The 20046-nt window shown below is 72.5% G+C and carries 19 protein-coding genes and 1 pseudogene; 10 read left to right on the top strand and 10 right to left on the bottom strand.

Going from position 1 to position 20046, the window contains the following annotated elements:
- Positions 1-183 precede the first annotated feature (183 nt).
- Together AC3ETA_RS29745 and AC3ETA_RS29750 are read left to right on the top strand one after the other, a co-directional pair.
- Entirely contained in the window at positions 184-717 is a 534-nt protein-coding gene (locus AC3ETA_RS29745; RefSeq protein WP_432195970.1) for an RNA polymerase sigma factor, read from the top strand.
- Entirely contained in the window at positions 710-1699 is a 990-nt protein-coding gene (locus AC3ETA_RS29750) for a CU044_5270 family protein (RefSeq protein ID WP_432195971.1), read from the top strand. The genes AC3ETA_RS29745 and AC3ETA_RS29750 overlap by 8 nt, the downstream gene beginning before the upstream one ends.
- A gap of 189 nt (positions 1700-1888) precedes the next feature.
- Here AC3ETA_RS29750 and AC3ETA_RS29755 read toward each other — a convergent pair whose 3' ends face one another.
- Entirely contained in the window at positions 1889-2254 is a 366-nt protein-coding gene (locus AC3ETA_RS29755) for a nuclear transport factor 2 family protein (protein WP_432195972.1), read from the bottom strand.
- A 170-nt stretch (positions 2255-2424) separates the two neighbouring features.
- Here AC3ETA_RS29755 and AC3ETA_RS29760 point away from each other — a divergent pair, with 170 nt between their 5' ends.
- Entirely contained in the window at positions 2425-2730 is a 306-nt protein-coding gene (locus AC3ETA_RS29760) for a hypothetical protein (RefSeq protein WP_432195973.1), read from the top strand.
- Positions 2731-2808: 78 nt separating this feature from the next.
- Here AC3ETA_RS29760 and AC3ETA_RS29765 read toward each other — a convergent pair whose 3' ends face one another.
- The 4 genes from AC3ETA_RS29765 to AC3ETA_RS29780 all read right to left on the bottom strand — a co-directional run bounded on the left by AC3ETA_RS29765 (position 2809) and on the right by AC3ETA_RS29780 (position 8738).
- Positions 2809-4008 carry a type III PLP-dependent enzyme gene (locus AC3ETA_RS29765; RefSeq protein ID WP_432195974.1) on the bottom strand — a complete coding sequence of 400 codons (1200 nt, stop codon included), beginning with the start codon at positions 4006-4008 and terminating at the stop codon, positions 2809-2811.
- Positions 4005-5753: an IucA/IucC family protein gene (locus AC3ETA_RS29770; protein WP_432195975.1), complete on the bottom strand. Its 1749-nt coding sequence runs from the start codon at positions 5751-5753 to the stop codon at positions 4005-4007. Before AC3ETA_RS29770 ends, AC3ETA_RS29765 begins: the two co-directional genes overlap by 4 nt.
- Before the next feature lie 103 nt (positions 5754-5856).
- Positions 5857-7563: an IucA/IucC family protein gene (locus AC3ETA_RS29775; protein ID WP_432196057.1), complete on the bottom strand. Its 1707-nt coding sequence runs from the start codon at positions 7561-7563 to the stop codon at positions 5857-5859.
- On the bottom strand, positions 7563-8738 hold the full coding sequence (locus tag AC3ETA_RS29780; RefSeq protein WP_432195976.1) for an ATP-grasp domain-containing protein: 1176 nt from the start codon (positions 8736-8738) through the stop codon (positions 7563-7565). The genes AC3ETA_RS29775 and AC3ETA_RS29780 overlap by 1 nt, the downstream gene beginning before the upstream one ends.
- A 339-nt stretch (positions 8739-9077) precedes the next feature.
- Here AC3ETA_RS29780 and AC3ETA_RS29785 point away from each other — a divergent pair, with 339 nt between their 5' ends.
- Positions 9078-9914 (top strand): (2Fe-2S)-binding protein, encoded by an 837-nt coding sequence (locus AC3ETA_RS29785; RefSeq protein ID WP_432195977.1) that lies wholly within the window; start codon positions 9078-9080, stop codon positions 9912-9914.
- Between the two features lie 134 nt (positions 9915-10048).
- Here the strand turns inward: AC3ETA_RS29785 and AC3ETA_RS29790 are convergent, their stop codons facing one another.
- The gene (locus tag AC3ETA_RS29790) at positions 10049-11800 is read right to left on the bottom strand and encodes an ABC transporter ATP-binding protein (protein WP_432195978.1); all 1752 of its coding nucleotides are present in this window, start codon (positions 11798-11800) and stop codon (positions 10049-10051) included.
- Between the two features lie 107 nt (positions 11801-11907).
- Complete coding sequence (locus tag AC3ETA_RS29795) at positions 11908-12486, bottom strand: rhodanese-like domain-containing protein (protein ID WP_432195979.1); 579 nt, start codon at positions 12484-12486, stop codon at positions 11908-11910.
- Between the two features lie 62 nt (positions 12487-12548).
- Here AC3ETA_RS29795 and AC3ETA_RS29800 point away from each other — a divergent pair, with 62 nt between their 5' ends.
- Entirely contained in the window at positions 12549-12836 is a 288-nt protein-coding gene (locus AC3ETA_RS29800; RefSeq protein ID WP_432195980.1) for a metal-sensitive transcriptional regulator, read from the top strand.
- An 18-nt stretch (positions 12837-12854) separates the two neighbouring features.
- Here AC3ETA_RS29800 and AC3ETA_RS29805 read toward each other — a convergent pair whose 3' ends face one another.
- Positions 12855-13604, bottom strand: a complete 750-nt coding sequence (locus AC3ETA_RS29805) for a sulfite exporter TauE/SafE family protein (protein ID WP_432195981.1) — start codon at positions 13602-13604, stop codon at positions 12855-12857.
- A 51-nt stretch (positions 13605-13655) separates the two neighbouring features.
- Positions 13656-15353, bottom strand: coding sequence for an MBL fold metallo-hydrolase (locus AC3ETA_RS29810; RefSeq protein ID WP_432195982.1), 1698 nt, complete (start codon positions 15351-15353; stop codon positions 13656-13658).
- Positions 15354-15567: 214 nt separating this feature from the next.
- On the opposite strand from AC3ETA_RS29810, the gene AC3ETA_RS29815 reads away from it, so the two are divergent.
- The 3 genes from AC3ETA_RS29815 to AC3ETA_RS29825 all read left to right on the top strand — a co-directional run bounded on the left by AC3ETA_RS29815 (position 15568) and on the right by AC3ETA_RS29825 (position 18353).
- Positions 15568-16656 (top strand): S-(hydroxymethyl)mycothiol dehydrogenase, encoded by a 1089-nt coding sequence (locus tag AC3ETA_RS29815; RefSeq protein ID WP_432195983.1) that lies wholly within the window; start codon positions 15568-15570, stop codon positions 16654-16656.
- On the top strand, positions 16656-17285 hold the full coding sequence (locus AC3ETA_RS29820) for an MBL fold metallo-hydrolase (protein WP_432195984.1): 630 nt from the start codon (positions 16656-16658) through the stop codon (positions 17283-17285). Before AC3ETA_RS29815 ends, AC3ETA_RS29820 begins: the two co-directional genes overlap by 1 nt.
- 153 nt (positions 17286-17438) lie before the next feature.
- Entirely contained in the window at positions 17439-18353 is a 915-nt protein-coding gene (locus tag AC3ETA_RS29825) for an SDR family oxidoreductase (RefSeq protein WP_432195985.1), read from the top strand.
- Here the strand turns inward: AC3ETA_RS29825 and AC3ETA_RS29830 are convergent.
- Positions 18344-18826: a DUF6887 family protein gene (locus tag AC3ETA_RS29830; protein ID WP_432195986.1), complete on the bottom strand. Its 483-nt coding sequence runs from the start codon at positions 18824-18826 to the stop codon at positions 18344-18346. The two genes, AC3ETA_RS29825 and AC3ETA_RS29830, sit on opposite strands and share 10 nt — an antisense overlap.
- Here AC3ETA_RS29830 and AC3ETA_RS29835 point away from each other — a divergent pair.
- Both AC3ETA_RS29835 and AC3ETA_RS29840 read left to right on the top strand, forming a co-directional pair.
- A pseudogene (locus AC3ETA_RS29835) lies at positions 18771-19184 on the top strand (SDR family oxidoreductase); the annotation flags it as partial. The gene AC3ETA_RS29830 and the pseudogene AC3ETA_RS29835 sit on opposite strands and share 56 nt — an antisense overlap.
- Positions 19185-19331: 147 nt before the next feature.
- The gene (locus AC3ETA_RS29840; RefSeq protein WP_432195987.1) at positions 19332-20033 is read left to right on the top strand and encodes a L,D-transpeptidase family protein; all 702 of its coding nucleotides are present in this window, start codon (positions 19332-19334) and stop codon (positions 20031-20033) included.
- Positions 20034-20046: the final 13 nt, after the last annotated feature.

Here is a 20046-nt window from a genome sequence, read left to right on the forward strand (position 1 = left end):
CAGGTACAGCGTTCCGATCGTCTTGTGGTCCGTGGTGGTCAGCCACCGGACGGTCTTGAAGTCTTTGATCCTCTTCACGTCCCGCCTGTGTCCGCACCCCACCCGCACGTCACACTCGACGGACGCGACGAGAATCACGGAAGAGGGTGTGACGAACCGGCGGGTGCCGGACAGGAACGGGACATGAGCAACGACGAGACCTTCGCCGCTGCCTATCGCGAGCACTACTGGGCGGTCAGCCGCTATGTCGCGCGGCGACTGGACGGGCGCACGAGTGAGGTCGAGGAAGTGGTGGCGGAGGTGTTCACCGTGGCGTGGCGCCGCCGGGCCGACCTCCCGGCCGTCCCGCTGCCCTGGCTGTACGGCGTGGCACGCAACTGCCTGGCGAACGCGGTACGCGGCTACGGACGCCGCCGGCGGCTGGTCGACCGGATGGGCAACGACGACGCCGCGCACGGCCGGCACATCGTGGACAGCCCCGACTCCGAGGCGCCGGGCGCCTGGGTGCACGAGGCGCTGGCCCGGCTGTCGGCGGCCGACCAGGAGGTGCTGCGGCTGACGGCCTGGGAGGAACTCGGAGTCGACGAACTCGCCGTCGCCCTCGGCTGCGGAAGCCGGGCCGCCTCGATGCGGCTGCACCGCGCCCGCCGCCGGCTGAGAGCCGAGATCGACCGTGTGAGCCCGACGACTCTGCCCAAGGAACGAAGCCATGGCTGACGAACTCGAACTGTTGCGCCGAGCCGACCCCGTACCGGTCGACGGCCCGCACTACGGCGACGGCCCGCTGGATCACAACGCCGAACGGCAGCTCGACCGGCTGCTGCACGAACGCCCGTCCGCTCCTCGCCGTCGCACCCGGCTGGCCTGGGGCCTCGCAGCCTCGGCCGTGGTCGCCGCGCTGGTGTCGGCGCTGCTGTTCACCGGCCAGACCGCCGCCCCCGCGATCGCCGCGCCGCGCCCGCTGATCGTGCGGGCCGACTCCACGCCCGTGCCCGTGGCGCGGCTGGCCGAGCGTGCCGAGCAGGCGGCGTCGAAGGACTCGCCCGCGCTGCGCAAGGGCACGCACGTGCAGTCATGGAGCCTGGCCATGAGCGACCAGGACCCGCCGATCACCCTCCCGCAGGAGACGATCGTGCGCTGGAACGCCGACGACAGCCACACGGAACTCGTCGTCGCGACCGACCCGCGCCACCCCGGCCGTCCCGTCCTCACCGACGACGACGGCAGACCGCGCCTGGTCGATGACGGCCATGTCCTGAGCAACCGGACCTACCCGCCGAGTTGGAGCGACGCCCCGCCCGAGTCCCCGCCGCCGCACGACGCGGCGGCCCTGCACGACTATCTGGAGAAGGCCGGGCGCGCTTTCCTGGCGGACCACACGAAGCCGCTGTCCACCGCCGAACTCCTCGACGCCACCCAGATCCTGCTGGACAAGTGGACCCTCGGCCCCCGGGAGTCGGCCGCGCTGGCGGATCTGCTGGCGGACGCCGAGGGGTTGCGGCCCGTCGGTCAGGTCACGGACCGGCTGGGCCGGCCAGGACAGGCGTACGTGTACGACGGTGACGGCAGCCGGCGCATGCTGATCATGGACGCGACCGACGGTTCCGTCCTGGGGCTGGAACAGACCTTCACCGGCGACGATCCCCGGTTCGGCGTGAAAGGCGGCGATGTGATGGCGTACAGCGCCTGGATGCGCTGACCGGAGGCGGCTGCCGGGGCCGGGCCGACCGCAGAGCCCTGCGGGACAGGGCGCCGGACATCAGCCTGCCCGCCACGGCCATCGGCCAGGCCCGTCGGGGCCGGACGGGACGCGTCCGGCCCGCCGCCGTGCGTGCCCTGAAGGTCCAGGTCAACCGGGCCGAGACCTGGACCCTCGGCCACGTCCTGCCTACTCGTCCCATGCCTCGATGATGATCTGCTCGGAGATCTTGCCGTCGCGCAGCGTGATCATCGACTCGGACATCACGCGCACGCCGTCCGCGTACTCGCAGGACTCGCTGTAGGCGGCGCGGTCGCCCTGGACCACGCATCCCTCCAGCTTGTGCGTCATGTCGCGGCTGTAGACGTCGGTGAGCATCTCGGCGATCTGGTTCCGGCCGCTGACCACCTTCGGGTGGCTCGGCTGCGCGTTGCGGTTCACGACGCGGATCTGTGCGTCGTCCGTGTACAGCGAGAGAAGTGTGTCCGGGGTGTGCCCTTCCACCGCCTGGCGCAGTGTCTCGGTGTCGAAGGACGGGGTTGCGGTTGTGCCCATGGTGACCTCCTCCGAGGCCCGCGGCGTGACGAGGGGCGGCCGCGAGCGCCTCACCTCCGAGCGTCCTCCCCGGTGCGGGGCTCGGCAAGCGCTGCCGGAGCGCTGGGCCTGACGGGTGAGGGGCGCAGGCCGGCCGTGTCCGGCGGCGGGCCGACGGCGTTGCTCCATTCATGATCTCAACACGACGTATCGCCACCGCTGTTGGCCTCGCGGCCGGCCTCACCGGGCTCGCCGCTCCGTTGGCGAACGCGGCCCCGGTGGACCCCCCGAACGCCGGCATGCTCAACCCCGTGACCACCCTCGACTCCCTCGCGGCCACCGGAGTGCCCGCGGAGCGCAGGGCCAAGATGCCCCGGCCCTCCGAGCAACTGGCCCGCCTCGACCAGCTCAAGGAGCTGAACCGGGCGCAGCGGCCACAGCAGTTCCGGCCGGTCGACACCCCCGTGACCAGGATGCTGCCCGCCGTCGACGTCTGAGGCGCCGCACGCCCGTACACGGAAGGGCCGCCCGATCGCCGGGCGGCCCTTCCGTGTGTGCCGAGAGTGACGAGTCGACTACACGGCGGATCCGAGAAAGTGGAAGCCGGGTCTCGGGTGCATCAGGAAGTCGTGGTGCGAGATGTTCCACGCGTACGCCCCGGCCAGTGCGAACGCCACCCGGTCCCCGGCCCGCAGCCCCGCCGCCGGCACCCGGCGGGCGAGCACGTCCTTCGGTGTGCACAGCTGGCCGGCCAGGGTGATCCGCTCGCCCTCGGCCGCCGGCCGCGGCCACGGGTGCGGCCAGGCGTCGACCGGCAGCACGGAGCAGGGCTGGTCGTGCCCCTTGGTCGCCGGGGTCCGCAGATGGTGCGTGCCGCCCCGGACCACGGCGAACTCCTCGCCGTGACTGCCCTTCACGTCCAGCACCTCGGTGGCGTACCAGCCGCAGTACGCCGTGAGTGCCCGGCCCGGCTCGATGCGCAGGGTCAGCCGCGGATGCCGCTCGGTGAGGCGGGCCAGCCCGGTGCCGTAGGCGGCCCAGTCGAAGCGCCGCTCGGGGTCGCCGTAGTCGACGTGCATGCCGCCGCCGACGTTCACCTCCGCGAGCCGGACCCCCAGGCCGGTGGCCCACGAGACGACGGACTCGGCCACCGCGACCTGCTCCGCCGCCGCCAGCCCGCTGGCCAAGTGGGCGTGCACGCCGCGCAGTTCGAGCTGCGGGAACACGCCGCCCGTCAGCTGCCGGATCACCGGCTCGGCTCGTGTCGGGTCCATGCCGAAGGGGGTGGGCCGGCCGCCCATCGCGAGCGAGCCGCCCGCCAACGAGTCATCGGCCGCCGGCAGGTTGACCCGCGGCAGGACCGCCACCCGTCGCCCCGGCGCGACCCGGCGGGCCAGCTCGGCCAACATGCGCATCTCGTGCGCGCTCTCCACGTGGAAACGCTCGACCCCCTGCTCCAGCGCGGCGCTGATCTCGTCCGGAGTCTTGCCCGGACCGCCGAAGGCCAGCGGGCGCCCCGGAACGGCCTTGGCGACATGGGCGAGTTCACCGCCCGACGCCACCTCGTAGCCGTCCACGAACGGGCCGAGCGCGGTGAGGATCTCCGGCTCCGGGTTCGCCTTGGCGGCGTAGTACAGCTCGACCCGTTCGGGCAGGGCGTTGCGGACGGTGGCCGCGTGGGCGCGCAGGGCAGTCAAGTCGTAGACGTACGCCGGTAGTTCGGTCGCGGGCAGGGACCGGACGCGGTCGCGGACCGCGGATGTGGGCTGTGTCATCGAGGAGCGCTCCCGGTCGCGTCGCGCAGGATGTGCTCGGCCAGCGGGGACGGCAGCCGGACATAGCCCGCCTCCCGGTCGGCCTTGCGCTCGAAGCGGGTGAGGAGATTGGCCTTGGCGGGCAGTGGCACCCCGGCGAGGAGAGCGGCCATCCGGGGCGGGCAGCCGTGGGCCCGGGCATGCGTCCGGAGCGTGTCGCGCACCCGGGCCCACAGCGCGGCCTCCGCCCGCGGGTACAGGTCCGCGAGGGCGGCGAGCAACTCGGCGACATGGTTGACGAGCAGGCAGTAGACGACCCGGTCCCAGCCGCGCTGCGCGTCGTACGTCAGCGGGCCCGCGACCTCGGGCGGCAGCGCGCCCAGGGTGTCCTCGTGGTGGGCCGGGACCAGCTTGGTGCCCTCCAGGTCGCGGAAGAGCACCTGCGCCGGCCGGCCGTCGGCGTCGACGCAGATCAGCACGTTCTGGAGGTGCGGTTCCAGGACGACGCCGTGATCGAAGTACGCGGACAGCACCGGCGGGATCAGGAGGCCCAGATACGCCGACCACCAGTCGAGGGCCGCGCGCTCGTCCGCCCCGGCGAGGAGGCGGGAGATGTGCGCCCCGCCGGTCGGGTACTCGTCGGCGACGGCCGCCGCGAGCAGGGGAGTGGTGTCCGGGGCGAGGCGCTCCCGCAGGCCCTCGCGGACGATCACGCCGAACCCCTCCAGCAGCGCGCGGTCCGGTGTGCCGTCGGGGCCAGGCAGGGCGAGCGTGCGGTAGGCGGGCTCGCGGAGCATGTCGCTGCCCGGGAAACGCTCGGCGAGATCGGCGAACGCCGGGGCCAGCGCGCGGGTGAGGGCGACGGCACCGGACAGCTCGTAACTGCTGTTCTTGCGCAGGCAGTTGGTGATGCGCACATTCAGGCTGAACTTCAGGAACGTCTCCCCGTCGTACAGCGTGCGCACCGACGCGGTGGCGGCGAACGGGGCGCCGCCGGGGCCCAGGTCGAGGACGTCGCCGCGTTCCAGCGCGGCCCGCAGCAGCGGATGCCCGCGCAGCGTCTCGAACTGCCAGGGGTGGGCGGGCAGCAGCCGGTAGCCGTGGGGGAGGTCCGGACGCTGCACGTCGAGGGGTGCGACGGACGCGGGGTCGGCGTACTCCTCGGCGATCAGGCGGCTGCGTACGGCGAGGTGCCGCAGCGGGAAGGACGCGCCGACCTCGGGGGCGTAGGCGGACCAGGCGTGCGGGTCACCGGTCCGGGCCTTCGGGGTGGGATGGAAGCGGTGGCCGAAGACGAGGGACTGCTCGGAGGCGAGGTATGCGGAGAGCCGGTCCTGCGGGGCGTGGGGCGCGCGCGTGACCGTGAGCGCCGTCGCCACGGACCCGTGACTGGAGGCGATCTGCTCCAGGAACTCCTCGTTGCGCACACCCGTCCGCAGCCACAGCTCGTCATGTGTGTACTCGGCCAGTCGGCGCCAGTCCACCTCCGTCCATCCGCCGCCCGCCTGCTCGCTCACCGGCCCGGCGAACCGGTGCGCACCGAGCAGGGACGTACGGCGCAGGGCGACACGCAGCAGCACTCCGCGGCGTGGCAGCCGCAACAGCAGACGGCCGTCGATGACGACGCTCTGGCGCTCGGGGCCGGAGACCTCGCGCAGCAGACAGTTGAGGAGCGTATGGGCCACGACCTCGTCGGCGACCGGCAGTTCGGCGGAGGTGACCGGGGCAGTGCCCTGCTCGGGGAGCGTGTCGGTCAGGGAGGGCATCAGCGGCTCCAACGGGTGCGCAGGTGCGGGGTGGGCAGGAGGAGGGCCGTGACGCAGGCGGCGATCGCGCCGGCCTTGGAGCAGGAACGGCAGGCTCCGGCGGTCATGCCGAACCCCCGTTCCGCAGCAGGTAGTTGGGCCCGCTGGTGTAGTGCTTGTTGATGTCGGCCGCGCCCGACCGCTCCTTCGACAGCAGGGTCCCGGCCGTCACCATCGCCTTCACCGGCAGCTCCGGCGCGTGCAGGACTCGTGCGCGCAGGACGTCCGCCGCGTCGCCGCCGAGCCGGTCGACGGACTCCGTCAGCCTGATCCGTACGAGGTCGAGGAGCGCGCGGCGGTGCCGGGGGAGCCCGAAGGCGTACGCGCCCGCGCACAGATGCACGGTGATCGTGGTGAACAGGTCGGCGACCGGCCCGTCGCCCGTGCCGAGAATCCGGCCGTCGTCGAAGGCCCACGGGCCGGGGAGCACGGCGTGCAGCCGCCCGGTGTTGACGCGCGGCCCGTCGTTGTCCTTGAACAGCAGACGCGGACCGTCGGACCTCAGCACCAGGGAGATGTTCTGCTGGTGCGACTCCAGGGCGATGCCGTGGCCGAACAGGGTGGTCTGCCAGTCGAACAGCAGGGTGAGCGCCGAATCCAGCAGCGCGAGGGGGTCGCCGCCGTGGAAGCGGTCGGCGAGGTGGTCCAGTACCGGCCGCCCGTCGGGGGCTTTGGCGAGCAGTGCTGCCATCGGCACCACCACGGCGTCGTCGAGTCCGGCCGGGTAGCGGCGGCACAGTACCGCGAGCAGTTCGTGCCCGGCATGTGCGTACGTCGTCTCGTCGGCGTGCAGGATCACGTCCCGGAACCGTGGCTCGCGGTCGATGACCGCCTCCACCAGCCGCTGTCCGACGGCACCGTCGACGAGCGTCCCCGGCTTGACGGTCCGCTTGTTGCGAAGGCCCAACGTGGCTGTGTCGAGGGGGAGTTTGAGATGCACGGACGGATCGACGACCGTTGCCACCGTCCGCATGGACAGCGTCGGTACGACCTCCAGGTGGGCCCGCTCGGCGAGCACCGCCCCGTCCGGGAGGTCGGCGGCGCGCAGGGCGTCGACGGTCAGCGGATGCACGGGCAGCATCACGTGGCTGCCGCGCGGATCGGCGAGCCCGAGGGCCGCGGGCGTGGGCCAGAACTCCGGCAGCGCGCCCGAGAAGGTGACGGCGTCTCGCGGTACGGCGATCCAGCGCAACGGGAACCGCGGCTGGAACTCCGGTGCGTACGACCGCAGTTGCTCCTCGTCCAGCCCTGAGCGACCGCGTGCCGTCGGATAGACGGGATGGTCGTGCCGGGCGGCGAGCGTGTCGTATGCCAGGCTGCCTGCGAGTCCCGTCCCGAAGGTCAGCCGCCGCACCGCCTCGTCTCGCGTGGCCGCGTGCAGCCGCATCGTCGCCAGCGTCTGACGGCACTCCTCGGCGAAGGCGTCGAAGCCGCCCCGGTCCTCGGGCTCTGCGAGCGCACGCAGAGCGCCGAGCACGCCGTCGCACGACGACAGTTCGGCGCCGTCCGACTCGCGCACGAGCAGCGGCAGCCGGGCGGCGTACACGCCCTGGAAGCCGTCCTCGGTGACGGGCAGCAGCAGCGCGTCGCCCGGCACGGGCAGGCGTACCCAGTCGCCGTCCGGCACGGGCAGGCGTACCCAGTCGCCGTCCGGGCGCCGCACCGGTGTGCCCCGGCTGCGCAGCCCGGCCACGTCCTCGCGCAGGAGGGCCCCGAGGACGCGGGTGAGCAGCTCCGCCTCACAGGTGTCCGTGGTGGTGGTCGCAGCGATCACGGCTGGATCTCCCAGTGCCGCCCCGCGAGGAAGTCCGCCACCGCCCGGTCCACCGCCGGCTGATCGGTGCCGGTGGCGCGCAGGACGCCGAGGTAGTCGCGGTTGGTGCGGTACAGCTCGTGCCGTTCGCCGATCTCGCGCAGCGGACGGTACGTCAGATGCACGCCCTCCACGTCCAGTTCCGCGGCCGGGGGAGCGTCCACGAGGGTTCCGGCGCGGTCGGCGCACGGGTACTCCAGGCGGGCGGCGCCGTCCCGGCGGGCACCGAGGCCGGCCGGCAGGGGCTCGCCCAGGTGGGTGCGCAGGATGTGCTCGAAGAGCGGGATCTCCAGCAGGCGGGCCAGCAGCAGGTCGCACTGGTCGCCGATGGCACGGTAGTTGACCTCGATGATCCGCGCCCGCCCCGCGTGCACCACGAACTCCGTGTGGCAGGCCCCCAATCCGACGCCCAGCGCCTCCAGTTGCTCCAGAACCTGCGCGACGACCGGCCCGGGGTGGGCGGGGACGAAGGTGAGGCGTTCCTCGATGAAGTACGGCGGCGGGGAGAGCTCGGTGCGGAAGCCGCCCAGGACATGGCGGACGCGCCTGTCGCCGAGGGTCTCCAGGGTGAACAGGTCACCGGGCAGGTACTCCTCGACGACCAGGGCGGCACCCGGACGCCGCTCCAGGATCTCCTTGGCGTGCGCCATGAGTTCCTCCGGGCCGTCGACGAGGACGACGTCCTCGCTCGCCACGCCCTCGCGTGGCTTGAGCACACACGGGTACGGTGCGTCGACGGGCGCGACCGGTCCGGTCAGCTCCCTCGACCACACGGTGTCCACGCCGGCCGCGGCGAGCCGGCGGCGCATCTCGGCCTTGTCCTTGCAGCGCAGCGCGGCTCGCCAGTCCTTGCCGGGCAGTCCGAAGTAGTCGCAGGCCAGGGCGGCCTGGGTCTGGAGATGGTCGCTGTTGGTGAAGACGGCGTCGGGCCGGTGGTGCGTGGAGACACGGCTGATCACGGCCCGGAAGTCCCGCACGTCGCACTCCAGGACCTCGAGGTCCGGATGGGCCCGGCGGTGGGCGGCGGGCTGGTCGGTGAGCACGGTGACGTCCAGGCCGAGCCGGGCCGCCGCGGGCAGGAAGCCCTCGGACACGGCGTCGGTCGGGTTGAGGGCGAGCAGATACAGGCGCATGGCGATGAACTGACTTCCGCTGGCGGGTGGAGGGTCGCGGGCCGCGCCCGCAGTGGGGTCCGGCCGAGAACCGTCATCGGGCTCGCGATCGGTGCCGGAGGAAGAGCGGGACGTGCCAGAGGGCACGGAAGGGCACACCGATCGGTGCGCCACGGCGGGTCGCGGTCACAAACGGTGAGCTTAGGGTAGCCTTCCTTTATCTCTCAAATGCCGTGCGATCGCTGGGGCGTTCGGGGCGATCGATCCGCCCGCGAGTAGCCCACCTGGCGTTCTCTGCTTGATCGCAAGTGTAAGGTAAGGCTTACCTTTCTGACTTGATGAACATGCGGGGGAGCAACGATGTCCCTGGCCCCGACGACCACCGCCGTCGCGCATACGCTCGGTGACGTCTATGCGCGGCTGACCGGCCTGTGCGAAGTGCTGTCCGTACGGGTCGCCGAACCCGGGGCGGCGGACGCCGGATCCGGCGTGTCGGCGGCGGAACTGGTGAAGGACGGGGCCGTACTCGACGCCTTCGTGGCCGCCGAGGCGACCCGGATCCAGGATCGGCACGGGGTCGTCGCGCGTCGCCACGTCGCCGCCTCACGCGCCCTGCACGACTACGCCTGGTCGGTCTCGCTCCTGATGAGCGGCGCCTGGTACCTGCAGCGCCGAGTGCCCCGGATCCGGCCCGAGGATCTGCGGCTGGACCTCGCCACGGCCGAGTTCACCGTGACGCCCGGAAGCGACCTCGCCTGTCTGACCGGCGATCCGGCGGCGACCCTGCCCGGCGTGCTGACGGTCCCTCACGAGGAAGCCCTGCGAGCGGAGTTGCGCGCGGCTGTCGCCGATCACATGACACCTCTGCTGGACGCGATCGGCCCCGTCGCGCGACGCGGCTCGCGCGCCCTGTGGGGCATGGTCTCCGACGACCTGGTCTCCGGCATCTGGTACCTCGGCCGAGTGCTGGGCCGCGAGGACGAGGCCGTGCGGGCGGCCGGCCTACTGCTGCCGTCCGCGGTGGCCCCGTACCCGAGCGGCGCCGACTTCCGGCACCTGACGACGGACGACGGCCGCCGCCATCCGACGCGCACCCGCGCCGGCTGCTGCATGTACTACGCGATCCGCCCCGACGAGGCCTGCGCGACCTGCCCCCGCACCTGCGACGAGGAACGACTGCGCCGGCTCCGGGGCTGAGAGCGTCCATCGGCGGCGCCCCCGCAAGAGGGGCGCGGGGAAGGAACTGCGCGACAGGCGGCCACCCGCCGGCCGCAGACGACTGACGACCCGTCTGCGGCACTTCCGCAGTCGCGGCGCAACCGGCGGAGCGCTCAGGCCGTCGCCAGGAACTGCGTCGCCGCCAGCTCCGCGTAGAGCGGGTCCGCGGCCACGAGTTCGCGATGCGTGCCCACCGCGCGCACCCGGCCCGCGTCCATCACCACGATCCGGTCGGCCATCGTCACCGTCGACAGACGGTGCGCGACGACCAGGACGGTGGTCGTACGGGCGACGTCGGCGACCGTGTCCCGCAGCGCCGCCTCGTTCACCGCGTCCAGCTGCGAGGTGGCCTCGTCCAGGAGCAGCAGCCGCGGCCGGCGCAGCAGGGCGCGGGCGATGGCCACGCGCTGGCGCTCGCCGCCCGACAGCTTGGTGCCGCGATGCCCGACGAGCGTCTCCAGGCCCTCGGGCAGCCGCGCGACCAGGCCGTCCAGCCGGGTCGTCTTCAGCACCCGCGTCAGGGCGTCCTCGTCGGCGTCCGGACTGCCGAGCAGCAGGTTGGCGCGCAGGGACCCCGACAGGACCGGGGCGTCCTGCTCGACGTACCCGATGGCCGAACGCAGCTGCACCAGCTCCCAGTCCGCCAGATCCCGCCCGTCCAGCGTGATGGTCCCGCCCTCGGGGTCGTAGAACCGCTCGATCAGCGAGAACACCGTGGTCTTGCCCGCGCCCGACGGGCCGACGAACGCCGTCATGCCCTGCGCGGGCACGTCGAAGGTCACCCCGTGATGGACGTACGGCAGATCCTCGGCATACCGGAAGCGCACGTCCGCGAAGGCCAGCGTGGCGGGCCGCGCCCCGGCGGCCGGCAACGGTGCGGGCGGGGCGGCCGGTTCGGCGGGCAGCCGCAGCGCCTCCTGGATCCGGGCGAGCGCGGCGGAACCCGTCTGGTACTGGGTGATCGCGCCGACGACCTGCTGGATCGGCGACATCAGGTAGAAGACGTACAGCAGGAACGCGACCAGCGTGCCGATGCCGATGGCACCGGTCGCCACCCGGGCCCCGCCGACCGCGAGCACCGTGATGAAGGCGATCTGCATGGCGAGCCCGGCCGTGTTGCCCGCCGCGGCCGCCCACTTGGCGGCCCGCACGCTCTGCCGCCAGGACTCCTCGGCGGCCTCGTGCAGGGTGCGTTCCTCCCGGTGCTCGGCGCCGGACGCCTTCACCGTCCGCAGCGCGCCGAGGATCCGCTCCAGCGAGGCGCCCATCACCCCGACCGCGTCCTGCGCCTGCCGGCTGGCCCGGTTGATGCGCGGCACGATCACCCCGAGGACCGTGCCGGCGCCCAGGATCACGGCGAGCGTGACCGCGAGGAGCACGGGATCCACCAGACCCATCATCACGACCGTGGCCACAAGGGTGAGCCCGCCCGTGCCGAGGCCCACCAGCGAGTCGGTCGTGACCTCGCGCAGCAGCGTGGTGTCCGAGGTGACGCGGGCCATCAGATCGCCCGGCTCGCTGCGGTCCACGGCGGTGATGCGCAGCCGCAGCAGATACGACGACAGGGCCCGCCGTGCGCCGAGCACCACCGACTCCGCGGTGCGCCGCAGCACGTACGATCCCAGCGCGCCGAGCGCCGCGTTGGCCACCACCAGAGCCGACATGATCAGCAGCGCCCCGGTGATGGCCCGGTCGTGCGACAGGTCGTCGATCAGCTCCCGGGCGACCAGCGGCAGGAGCAACCCGGTCGCCCCGGTGACCAGCGAGAGCAGGGCGCCCGCCAGCAGGGTCCAGCGGTGCGGACGTACATAGCCCAGGAGCAGCCGCCAAGTGGGCGCGGCGGGTTGGGCGTCGGCGATGCTCACGGGGCTCCTCCGGAGTCGTACGGAGCATTCAGGCTACGTCGGCTCCCTCCCGTGAGGCCTGCGGGTTTCCCGGGGACGGGGTTGGCGGGACCGCATGGGGTGTGTGCCTACGCGCGCTGTGCCAGGGCGGCGAGTGCCGCGTCCAGTTCGGCGGGACGCGGGCGGTTGTGCGGCAGCTTCGCGAGCATCGCGGCCATCCCGCAGGTGTTGGTGAGCGCCGAGAAGACCAGGCCGCCCGCGATGCCCGCGGACAGCAACTGCCAGGCCGGGTGCAGCAGTCCGAGAGCCAGGCCGACGAGGACGACCGCGCCCGCGGTGAACCGCACCTGCCGCTCCATGGACCACGTGCGGCGCGCACCGGACGCGGGACGGTCGAGCTCGTGCCCGCGCTCCGCCCAGCCCTGGGTGCCGCCGGTCAGGGTCATGGCCGCGACGCCGTGCTCGGCGAGGAGCCGGCAGGCGTTCTCGGAGCGGGCTCCGGAGGCGCAGACGACCAGGAGTTCGCCGTAGTGCCGGCGCAGCGCGGGCAGGGCGCGGTCGAGCTGGTCCAGGGGGACGTTCAGCGCGCCGGGCAGATGTCCGGCGGCGTACTCGCCGGGGGTGCGGACGTCGATGACGGTCATTCCGGGCAGCCGGGTGCGGGCCGCGTCGACGTCGAGGGTGCGCGGGTCGAGGGGAGAGGTCATGGGGAGTGAGATCCTTTCAGAGGAGGGGTAAAATACCCCCAAGGGTATGTAGAGGAGTGATCGTGGAGCTTCAGTTCGAGGGCGATGACCTCAAGTCGGTGCTCAACCGGCTGCGCCGGGCACAGGGCCAGATCTCCGGAGTGATCAAGATGATCGAGGAGGGCCGCGACTGCGAGGACGTGGTCACCCAGCTCGCCGCGGCTTCCCGTGCCCTGGACCGCGCCGGCTTCGCGATCATCGCGACCGGGTTGCAGCAGTGCCTCAGCGACACCGAGAAGGGACGCGCCAACGGCGAGACGACGGAGCAGATGAAGGCCCGCCTGGAGAAGCTCTTCCTGTCCCTGGCGTAGCCACGGGCCGTACTCGGGTCATACGACGGCGTCCACCAGCATGAATGCGGCCACCGCCAGCAGGGTCCAGGCGAACAGCCGCCGCAGCCGGTCGCCGGAGACCTTCCGGGCGAGGCGCTTGCCGTCCCACGCACCGAGTACGGCGGCCGCCGCGAACGGTGCCAGGGCGGCCCAGTCGATGCGCACGTCCGTACCGGCCCGCGCCACCAGGGCGACCAGCGAGTTGACGGTGATGACCAGCAGGCTGGTTCCCACAGCGGCCCGCATCCGCAGCCCGACGGCGTTCACCAGCGCCGGTACGGCGAGGAAGCCGCCGCCCACCCCCAGCACGCCGGTCACCGCGCCGAGTCCCGCCCCGGCCCGCACGACCTGCCAGGGCCGGACCGGCACGTCCTCGTCCCGTACGGACGCCGACGGCCGCAGCATGCTCACAGCGGCCAGCGCGGCGATCACCGCGAAGGCCGCTGTGAGCAGCCAGGACGGCAGCCACCCGGACACCACGCCGCCGACCGCCGCCGGGACCAGCCCCGCCGCCGTGAACAGCGCCCCGCCCCGCCAGCGAACGGTGCCCGCACGGGCGTGCGCGCCGAGCGCGGTGGCGGAGGTGACGCCGACCACGAGCAGGCTGGCGGTGGCCGCTGCGGCCGGACTGAAGTCGAGCAGATAGATCAGCGCCGGCACCGCCAGCACACTGCCGCCCCCGCCCAGCGCCCCGAGCGCCAGCCCGGTCGCGCCACCGGCGAGGAGCCCGAGGAGCAGGGTGGTCACGAGAGGGCTCCGGGGGCGGGCACGATGCGATGAGAGTCGTGGATCAGGACCTCACTCCGCACCGGACGCCCCCGACTCCGCCACCTCGGCAAGACCCGCCTCGGCCACCACCGGAAGCCCTGCCTCCGCCCATGCGCGCATCCCTCCGACCACGTCCACGACCTCCGCGCCACGGGCGGACAGCAGGGCCGCCGCCTCGCGGGAGCGCTTGCCGGAGCGGCAGATGGCCACGACCGGACGCGACCGCGCGGACTCGGGCAGCGGCTCGCCGGCGGTCAGGGCGGAGAGGGGGGCGAGGACGGCACCCGGGGCGTGGCCCTCGGCCCACTCCGGTGCCTCACGCACGTCCACGAGGACCGCACCCGCGTCCGTCCGCTCCCGTGCCTCGGCCGGCGTGACCCGGGCCATGGGCAGCCCGGCGGCACCGGCCGCGTCGAAGGAGTCGTCGACGGCGACGACCTCGCGGCCGGCCGCGTCGAGGAGCGAGGCGGCGATGCCGGCGCGCATACCGCCGGCGCAGTGCACCCACACGGTGCCGTCCGGTATCTCGGCGAGGCGGCCGCGCAGCTCGTGCAGCGGTATGTGCAGCGAACCCTTGATGTGGCCGGTGTGGCGCTCGGAGCCGCGCCGTACGTCCAGGGTGATCACGTCGTCCTGGGCCGCGAGGTCGGCGAAGGTGCCGCGCGGGAAGGAGCGCGGGCGCTCACCGGGGCGTACCCAGTCCGTCGGGGACCCGGTGGCCGCCGCGGCCGGCCGGTCGATGCCCACGCGGACCAGTTCGCGCTGGGCGTCGGCGAGTTGGGCGGGCGACTCGGCGAGCAGCGTCACCGGCTTGCCCCAGGGCAGCAGCCAGGCCAGATAGGTGGCCAGCTGGCCCTCCGCCTCGAAGTTGACCGACCCGGCGACATGACCCTCGGCGAACGCGACCCGATGGCGCAGGTCCACCACCCACTCCCCGGCGGCCAGCCGCGCCGCGATCTCCTCGGCGTCGGCCGGGCGGGGCGGCGTCAGATCCACAGGAGCCGGGCCCTGTGTGTTGGCGGGCCCCATGTGGGCGTAGTACGCGGGTACGTCGTCCAGCGCGGCGAGGAGCTCGGCGACGAAGGTGTCGACGTCCTTGACCAGGGCGTCGTTGACCTGCCGCTCGCGCCCGATGGTCGTCGCCGTCCCACCGGACGACTGACCGGCCGAGCAGAAACTGCCGAAGCCGTGCGTGGGCAGGACCTGCGTCTCGTCGGGCAGCTCGGCCGCCAGTCGGTGCGCCGAGTCGTACTGCGCCCGCGCCAGCCCGCCGGTCAGCCCCGGCTCGACGAGGTCGGGCCGCCCCACGGTGCCGATGAGCAGGGAGCCGCCTGTGAAGACGGCCACGTCACGCCCGGCCTCCTCCAGCACGTACGACGTGTGGTGCGGGGTGTGCCCGGGGGTGGCCAGGGCGCGCAGCACCAGGTCGTCCTCGATGTGCGTACGGTCCCCGTCCGCCACCGGCACGCGCGCGTAGGCGACCCGTGCCGCGGCGGGTACGAGGTAGGCGGCGCCGGTGAGCCGGGCCAGCTCCAGCCCGCCTGTCACGTAGTCGTTGTGGACGTGTGTCTCCACCACCTGTGTGATGCGCACACCCCGTCGTGCGGCGGCGGTGATCACACGGTCGATGTCCCGCGGCGGATCGACCACCACGGCGCTGTGCGCGCCGCCCGCCAGATAGCCGCGGTTGCCCAGTCCCGGCACCTCGATGGTGTCGACGAAGTACACGGCAGCACTCCTCTCCTGTTCCTGTGAAGTCCGTGTCCACCCCGACGGGAGGTTTACCCCCGGGGGTATGTCGTCCACGGTAACAGATTACCCCCAGGGGTATTCGAGGGTGGCCGGAGGCACCGGGTGACGACCCCCGCTCCGTGCCCTTACCGATCAGTTGCGTCTAGGGTCGGAAGTGGACGGAGATCCGCGGAGGGAAGGGCTGAGCACCATGGCGCAGGAAGTGCGGGGCGTGATCGCACCGGGCAAGGACGAGGCCGTGCGCGTGGAGACGATCGTCGTGCCGGATCCGGGGCCGGGAGAAGCCGTCGTACAGGTCCAGGCCTGCGGGGTCTGTCACACCGACCTCCACTACAAGCAGGGCGGCATCAGCGACGACTTCCCGTTCCTGCTCGGCCATGAGGCGGCGGGCGTGGTGGAGTCCGTCGGTGACGGCGTCACGGACGTCGCCCCCGGCGACTTCGTGATCCTCAACTGGCGTGCCGTGTGCGGGAACTGCCGTGCCTGTCTGCGCGGCCGGCCCTGGTACTGCTTCGCCACCCACAACGCCGGCCAGAAGATGACCCTCGCCGCCACCGGCCAGGTACTCTCCCCGGCGCTCGGCATCGGCGCCTTCGCCGAGAAGACACTGGTCGCGGCGGGACAGTGCACCAAGGTCGACCCGTCGGTGGCCCCCGCGGTCGCCGGGCTGCTGGGCTGCGGCGTGATGGCCGGCATCGGCGCGGCGATCAACACCGGCAACGTCGGCCGCGGCGACAGCGTGGCCGTGATCGGCTGCGGCGGAGTCGGCGACGCGGCGGTCGCGGGCTCGAACCTCGCCGGCGCCTCGAAGATCATCGCCGTGGACATCGACGACCGGAAGCTGGAGAAGGCCCGCTCCATGGGCGCCACCCACACCGTCAACTCCCGCGAGACCGATCCCGTCGAGGCGATCCGCGAGCTGACCGGCGGATTCGGCGCCGACGTCGTGATCGAGGCCGTCGGCCGCCCCGAGACGTACCAGCAGGCCTTCTACGCCCGCGACCTCGCCGGCACCGTCGTCCTGGTCGGTGTGCCGACCCCGGAGATGAAGCTGGAGCTGCCGCTGCTCGACGTCTTCGGGCGCGGTGGCGCGCTGAAGTCCTCCTGGTACGGCGACTGCCTGCCGAGCAGTGACTTCCCCATGCTCATGGACCTGCATCTGCAAGGCCGCCTGGACCTCGCGGCGTTCGTCACCGAGACGATCGAACTCACCGACGTGGAGAAGGCCTTCGAGCGGATGCACCAGGGAGACGTCCTGCGCTCGGTGGTGGTGTTCTGATGACCGCTCGTATCGAACGCCTCGTCACCTCCGGGCAGTTCAGCCTCGACGGCGGCACCTGGGACGTCGACAACAACGTGTGGCTGGTCGGGGACGACCACGAGGTGATCGTCATCGACGCCGCCCACGACGCCGACGCCATCGCCACGGCCGTCGGCGACCGGCGGCTGACGGCGATCGTGTGCACCCACGCCCACAACGACCACATCGACGCCGCGCCCGCCCTGGCCGACCGCACCGGCGCCACGATCTGGCTGCACCCCGACGACATGCCGCTGTGGAAACTGACCCATCCCGACCGCGACCCCGACGCGCATCTGCTGGACGGCCAGGTCATCGAGGCCGCGGGCACCGATCTCACGGTCCTGCACACCCCGGGACACGCGCCGGGCGCCATCTGCCTGTACGACCCCGGCCTCGGCGTGATCTTCACCGGCGACACCCTTTTCCAAGGCGGCCCCGGTGCCACCGGCCGTTCCTACTCCCACTTCCCGACGATCATCGACTCGATCCGAGACCGGCTGCTCACCCTCCCGCCCGAGACGAAGGTCCTCACCGGCCACGGTGACCCGACGACCATCGGCGACGAGGCACCGCACCTGCAGGAGTGGATCGACCGCGGCCACTGAGCCCGCGACCGGCGGACCCCGAGACGCGGGTGCGCCTGGCCGGGTGACCCTGCCGCGAAGGACTGCACTCTCCCGGAAAAGACGACAGAAGATGTCCGGCTTCCCCGGCACCCTCGATGACGACACCACACACGAGGTCACCGGAGGCCGGACATGTCACAGCCGCTCAAGGACAAGGTCGCACTGGTCGCCGGGGCGACCCGCGGAGCAGGACGCGGCATCGCCGTGGAGCTCGGGGCGGCCGGCGCCACGGTCTATGTGACGGGGCGCAGCACCCGCGCCCGGCGTTCGGAGTACGACCGCCCGGAGACCATCGAGGACACCGCCGACCTGGTCAGCGAGGCGGGCGGCCGGGGCATCGCGGTACCAACCGACCACCTCGACCCGGCGCAGGTCCGCACCCTCGTGGACCGGATCGCCGACGAACAGGGCCGCCTCGACGTCCTCGTCAACGACGTCTGGGGCGGCGAGAAGCTCTTCGCCTGGGACAGCCCCGTCTGGGAGCACGACCTGGACAACGGCCTCAGGCTGCTCCGTCTCGCCGTCGAGACCCACGCCATCACCAGCCACCACGCCCTGCCCCTGCTCCTGCGGAATCCGGGCGGACTGGTCGTCGAGATGACCGACGGCACGGCGGACTACAACAGCGTCAACTACCGCAACTCCTTCTTCTACGACCTCGCCAAGACGTCCGTACTGCGCATGGCCTTCTCCCTCGGCCACGAACTCGGCCCGCGCGGCGCCACCGCCGTCGCGCTGACCCCGGGCTGGCTGCGCTCGGAGATGATGCTCGACGCCTTCGAGGTACGCGAGGACAACTGGCGCGACGCCGTCGCACGCGTCCCGCACTTCGCCATCTCCGAGACCCCGCGCTACGTCGGCCGGGCCGTCGCCGCCCTCGCCGCCGACCCCGACCTGGCCCGCTGGAACGGCGAGTCCCTCTCCAGCGGGCAGCTCGCGCAGGTCTACGGCTTCACGGATCTCGACGGCAGCCGCCCCGATGCCTGGCGGTACCTCGTCGAGGTGCAGGACGCGGGGAAGCCGGCGGACACGACGGGTTACCGCTGAGGCGGCACCGGGTCGACCGAGGGGAGCGGCCAGCGCGCGGAGTGGCCCGGCGGGAGGCCGAGGTCCTCGCGCACGGCCGCGTAGTAGCCCTCGCGTCCGGCGCGCTGCCGCTCCAGCAGCGCCTGCCATGCCTCGCGGTCCTCCCGGTGCTCCCGCACGAACCGCTCCATCTCCAGCGCCGTCACGACCCAGACGCGTGCCTTCTCCACCACCGCCGGGCTGCCCAGCATGATCAGCGCCTCACCCGACGGGTCCCGGCGGGTGGTGGCATCGGCCAGCAGCGGCTGAGCCTGTTCGAGGGTCAGGGGGTCCGGGTGCGGATCGACACCGGCCCCGGCCGCGACCCGGTAGGTCACCGTGACCGTCTTCTTCACCGACTGCGCGTAGTCGGCGTACACCCCGAGCCGCCGCTCCTCCCACCTCGCCGCCTGCTCCCGTCCGAACCTCATCCGGTCGCCCCGCACGACCACCACGTGCAACGGGCTCCAGGACTTCGGCAACCACGCCTACAGCGCCGCGAAGGCAGGCCTGGTCTCCCTCACCCGTACCCTCGCCGGCCACGCCGCCGCCCGCGGCGTCCGCGTCAACCTCGTGACGCCGGGCACGGTGCGCACCTCGGCGTGGGAGGGGCGGGACGAGGAGCTCGACGCGATCCGTGGCCTGTACCCGCTGGGCCGGATCGGCGAGCCCGAGGACATCGCCGCGGCCGTGGCCTTCCTGGCGTCCCGTGACGCGGCCTGGATCACCGGCACCACGCTGACCGTCGACGGCGGCCTGACCGCGGTGAACACCGGATTCCTGGCGGCGGTCAGACGCGCGGACGACGCCTGACACGTCCGGCGCCCTGGCTGGACCCCGCCCTGTCCCCTGGCGGAATTTCACTGTTCGGTCACAGCCGGGCCGGCAGCACAACCGATGCCCCCGCACACGGGTCTACCTGGCAGAAGTCCACAGAACTCGTCAGGGAGAGGCCCGGCCATGGGGGACATACGCAGACGGCGCGCCGTCGCACTCGGCATCACCGGCGGACTGGTCGCACCGCTCACGCTCACGCTCGCCGCCAGTCCGGCGCAGGCGGCGCCGAGCTGCACGACCCAGACCGGCCCGTATCAGAAGCAGGTGGAGAAGTTCCTGGGCCGCCCGGTCGACGGCAAGCAGTCCAGCGCCGACTGCAAGGCCATCCAGGCCTTCCAGACCAAGCACGGCATCAGCCCGAACGCCGGCTACGCGGGTCCGGTGACCTGGGGCGTGATGAACCTGATGAACAAGCAGAAGGCCGTCGGCAACAACCCCAACAAGGACGGCAAGTGCCCGGTCAACAAGGGCCGCATCGCCTGCGTGAACCTCACGCTCCAGCTGAGCTGGATCCAGGACGGCAGCAGGCTCGTGTACGGCCCGGTCCCGGTCCGCACCGGCCGTAACGGCTACGAGACCCGCACCGGCCTGAAGAAGATCTACTGGCGCAACATCGACCACGTCTCCAGCATCTACAACGTGCCGATGCCCTACGCGCAGTTCTTCGACGGCGGCCAGGCCTTCCACTCCGTCGGCGTCAGCATGTGGAATCCGCCTGGCTCCCACGGCTGCGTCAACATGACCAGGACCACCGCCAAGAAGTACTGGTCGCTGCTGAAGAACGGCGACGACGTCTACGTGTACGGCCGCAAGCCGGGCACCTGAGTCAGGACAGGCA

The sequence above is a fragment of the Streptomyces sp. bgisy027 genome (genome assembly GCF_057710365.1).

Bases quoted from the DNA above. Each gene is read 5' to 3' on its own strand.
- AC3ETA_RS29770 (WP_432195975.1), bottom strand. From the start codon at position 5,753: ATGCCCTCCCTGACCGACACGCTCCCCGAGCAGGGCACTGCCCCGGTC.
- AC3ETA_RS29825 (WP_432195985.1), top strand. From the start codon at position 17,439: ATGTCACAGCCGCTCAAGGACAAGGTCGCACTGGTCGCCGGGGCGACC.
- AC3ETA_RS29795 (WP_432195979.1), bottom strand. From the start codon at position 12,486: ATGACCTCTCCCCTCGACCCGCGCACCCTCGACGTCGACGCGGCCCGC.
- AC3ETA_RS29785 (WP_432195977.1), top strand. From the start codon at position 9,078: ATGTCCCTGGCCCCGACGACCACCGCCGTCGCGCATACGCTCGGTGAC.
- AC3ETA_RS29820 (WP_432195984.1), top strand. From the start codon at position 16,656: ATGACCGCTCGTATCGAACGCCTCGTCACCTCCGGGCAGTTCAGCCTC.
- AC3ETA_RS29745 (WP_432195970.1), top strand. From the start codon at position 184: ATGAGCAACGACGAGACCTTCGCCGCTGCCTATCGCGAGCACTACTGG.
- AC3ETA_RS29765 (WP_432195974.1), bottom strand. From the start codon at position 4,008: ATGACACAGCCCACATCCGCGGTCCGCGACCGCGTCCGGTCCCTGCCC.
- AC3ETA_RS29840 (WP_432195987.1), top strand. From the start codon at position 19,332: ATGGGGGACATACGCAGACGGCGCGCCGTCGCACTCGGCATCACCGGC.
- AC3ETA_RS29780 (WP_432195976.1), bottom strand. From the start codon at position 8,738: ATGCGCCTGTATCTGCTCGCCCTCAACCCGACCGACGCCGTGTCCGAG.
- AC3ETA_RS29755 (WP_432195972.1), bottom strand. From the start codon at position 2,254: ATGGGCACAACCGCAACCCCGTCCTTCGACACCGAGACACTGCGCCAG.
- AC3ETA_RS29750 (WP_432195971.1), top strand. From the start codon at position 710: ATGGCTGACGAACTCGAACTGTTGCGCCGAGCCGACCCCGTACCGGTC.
- AC3ETA_RS29815 (WP_432195983.1), top strand. From the start codon at position 15,568: ATGGCGCAGGAAGTGCGGGGCGTGATCGCACCGGGCAAGGACGAGGCC.
- AC3ETA_RS29760 (WP_432195973.1), top strand. From the start codon at position 2,425: ATGATCTCAACACGACGTATCGCCACCGCTGTTGGCCTCGCGGCCGGC.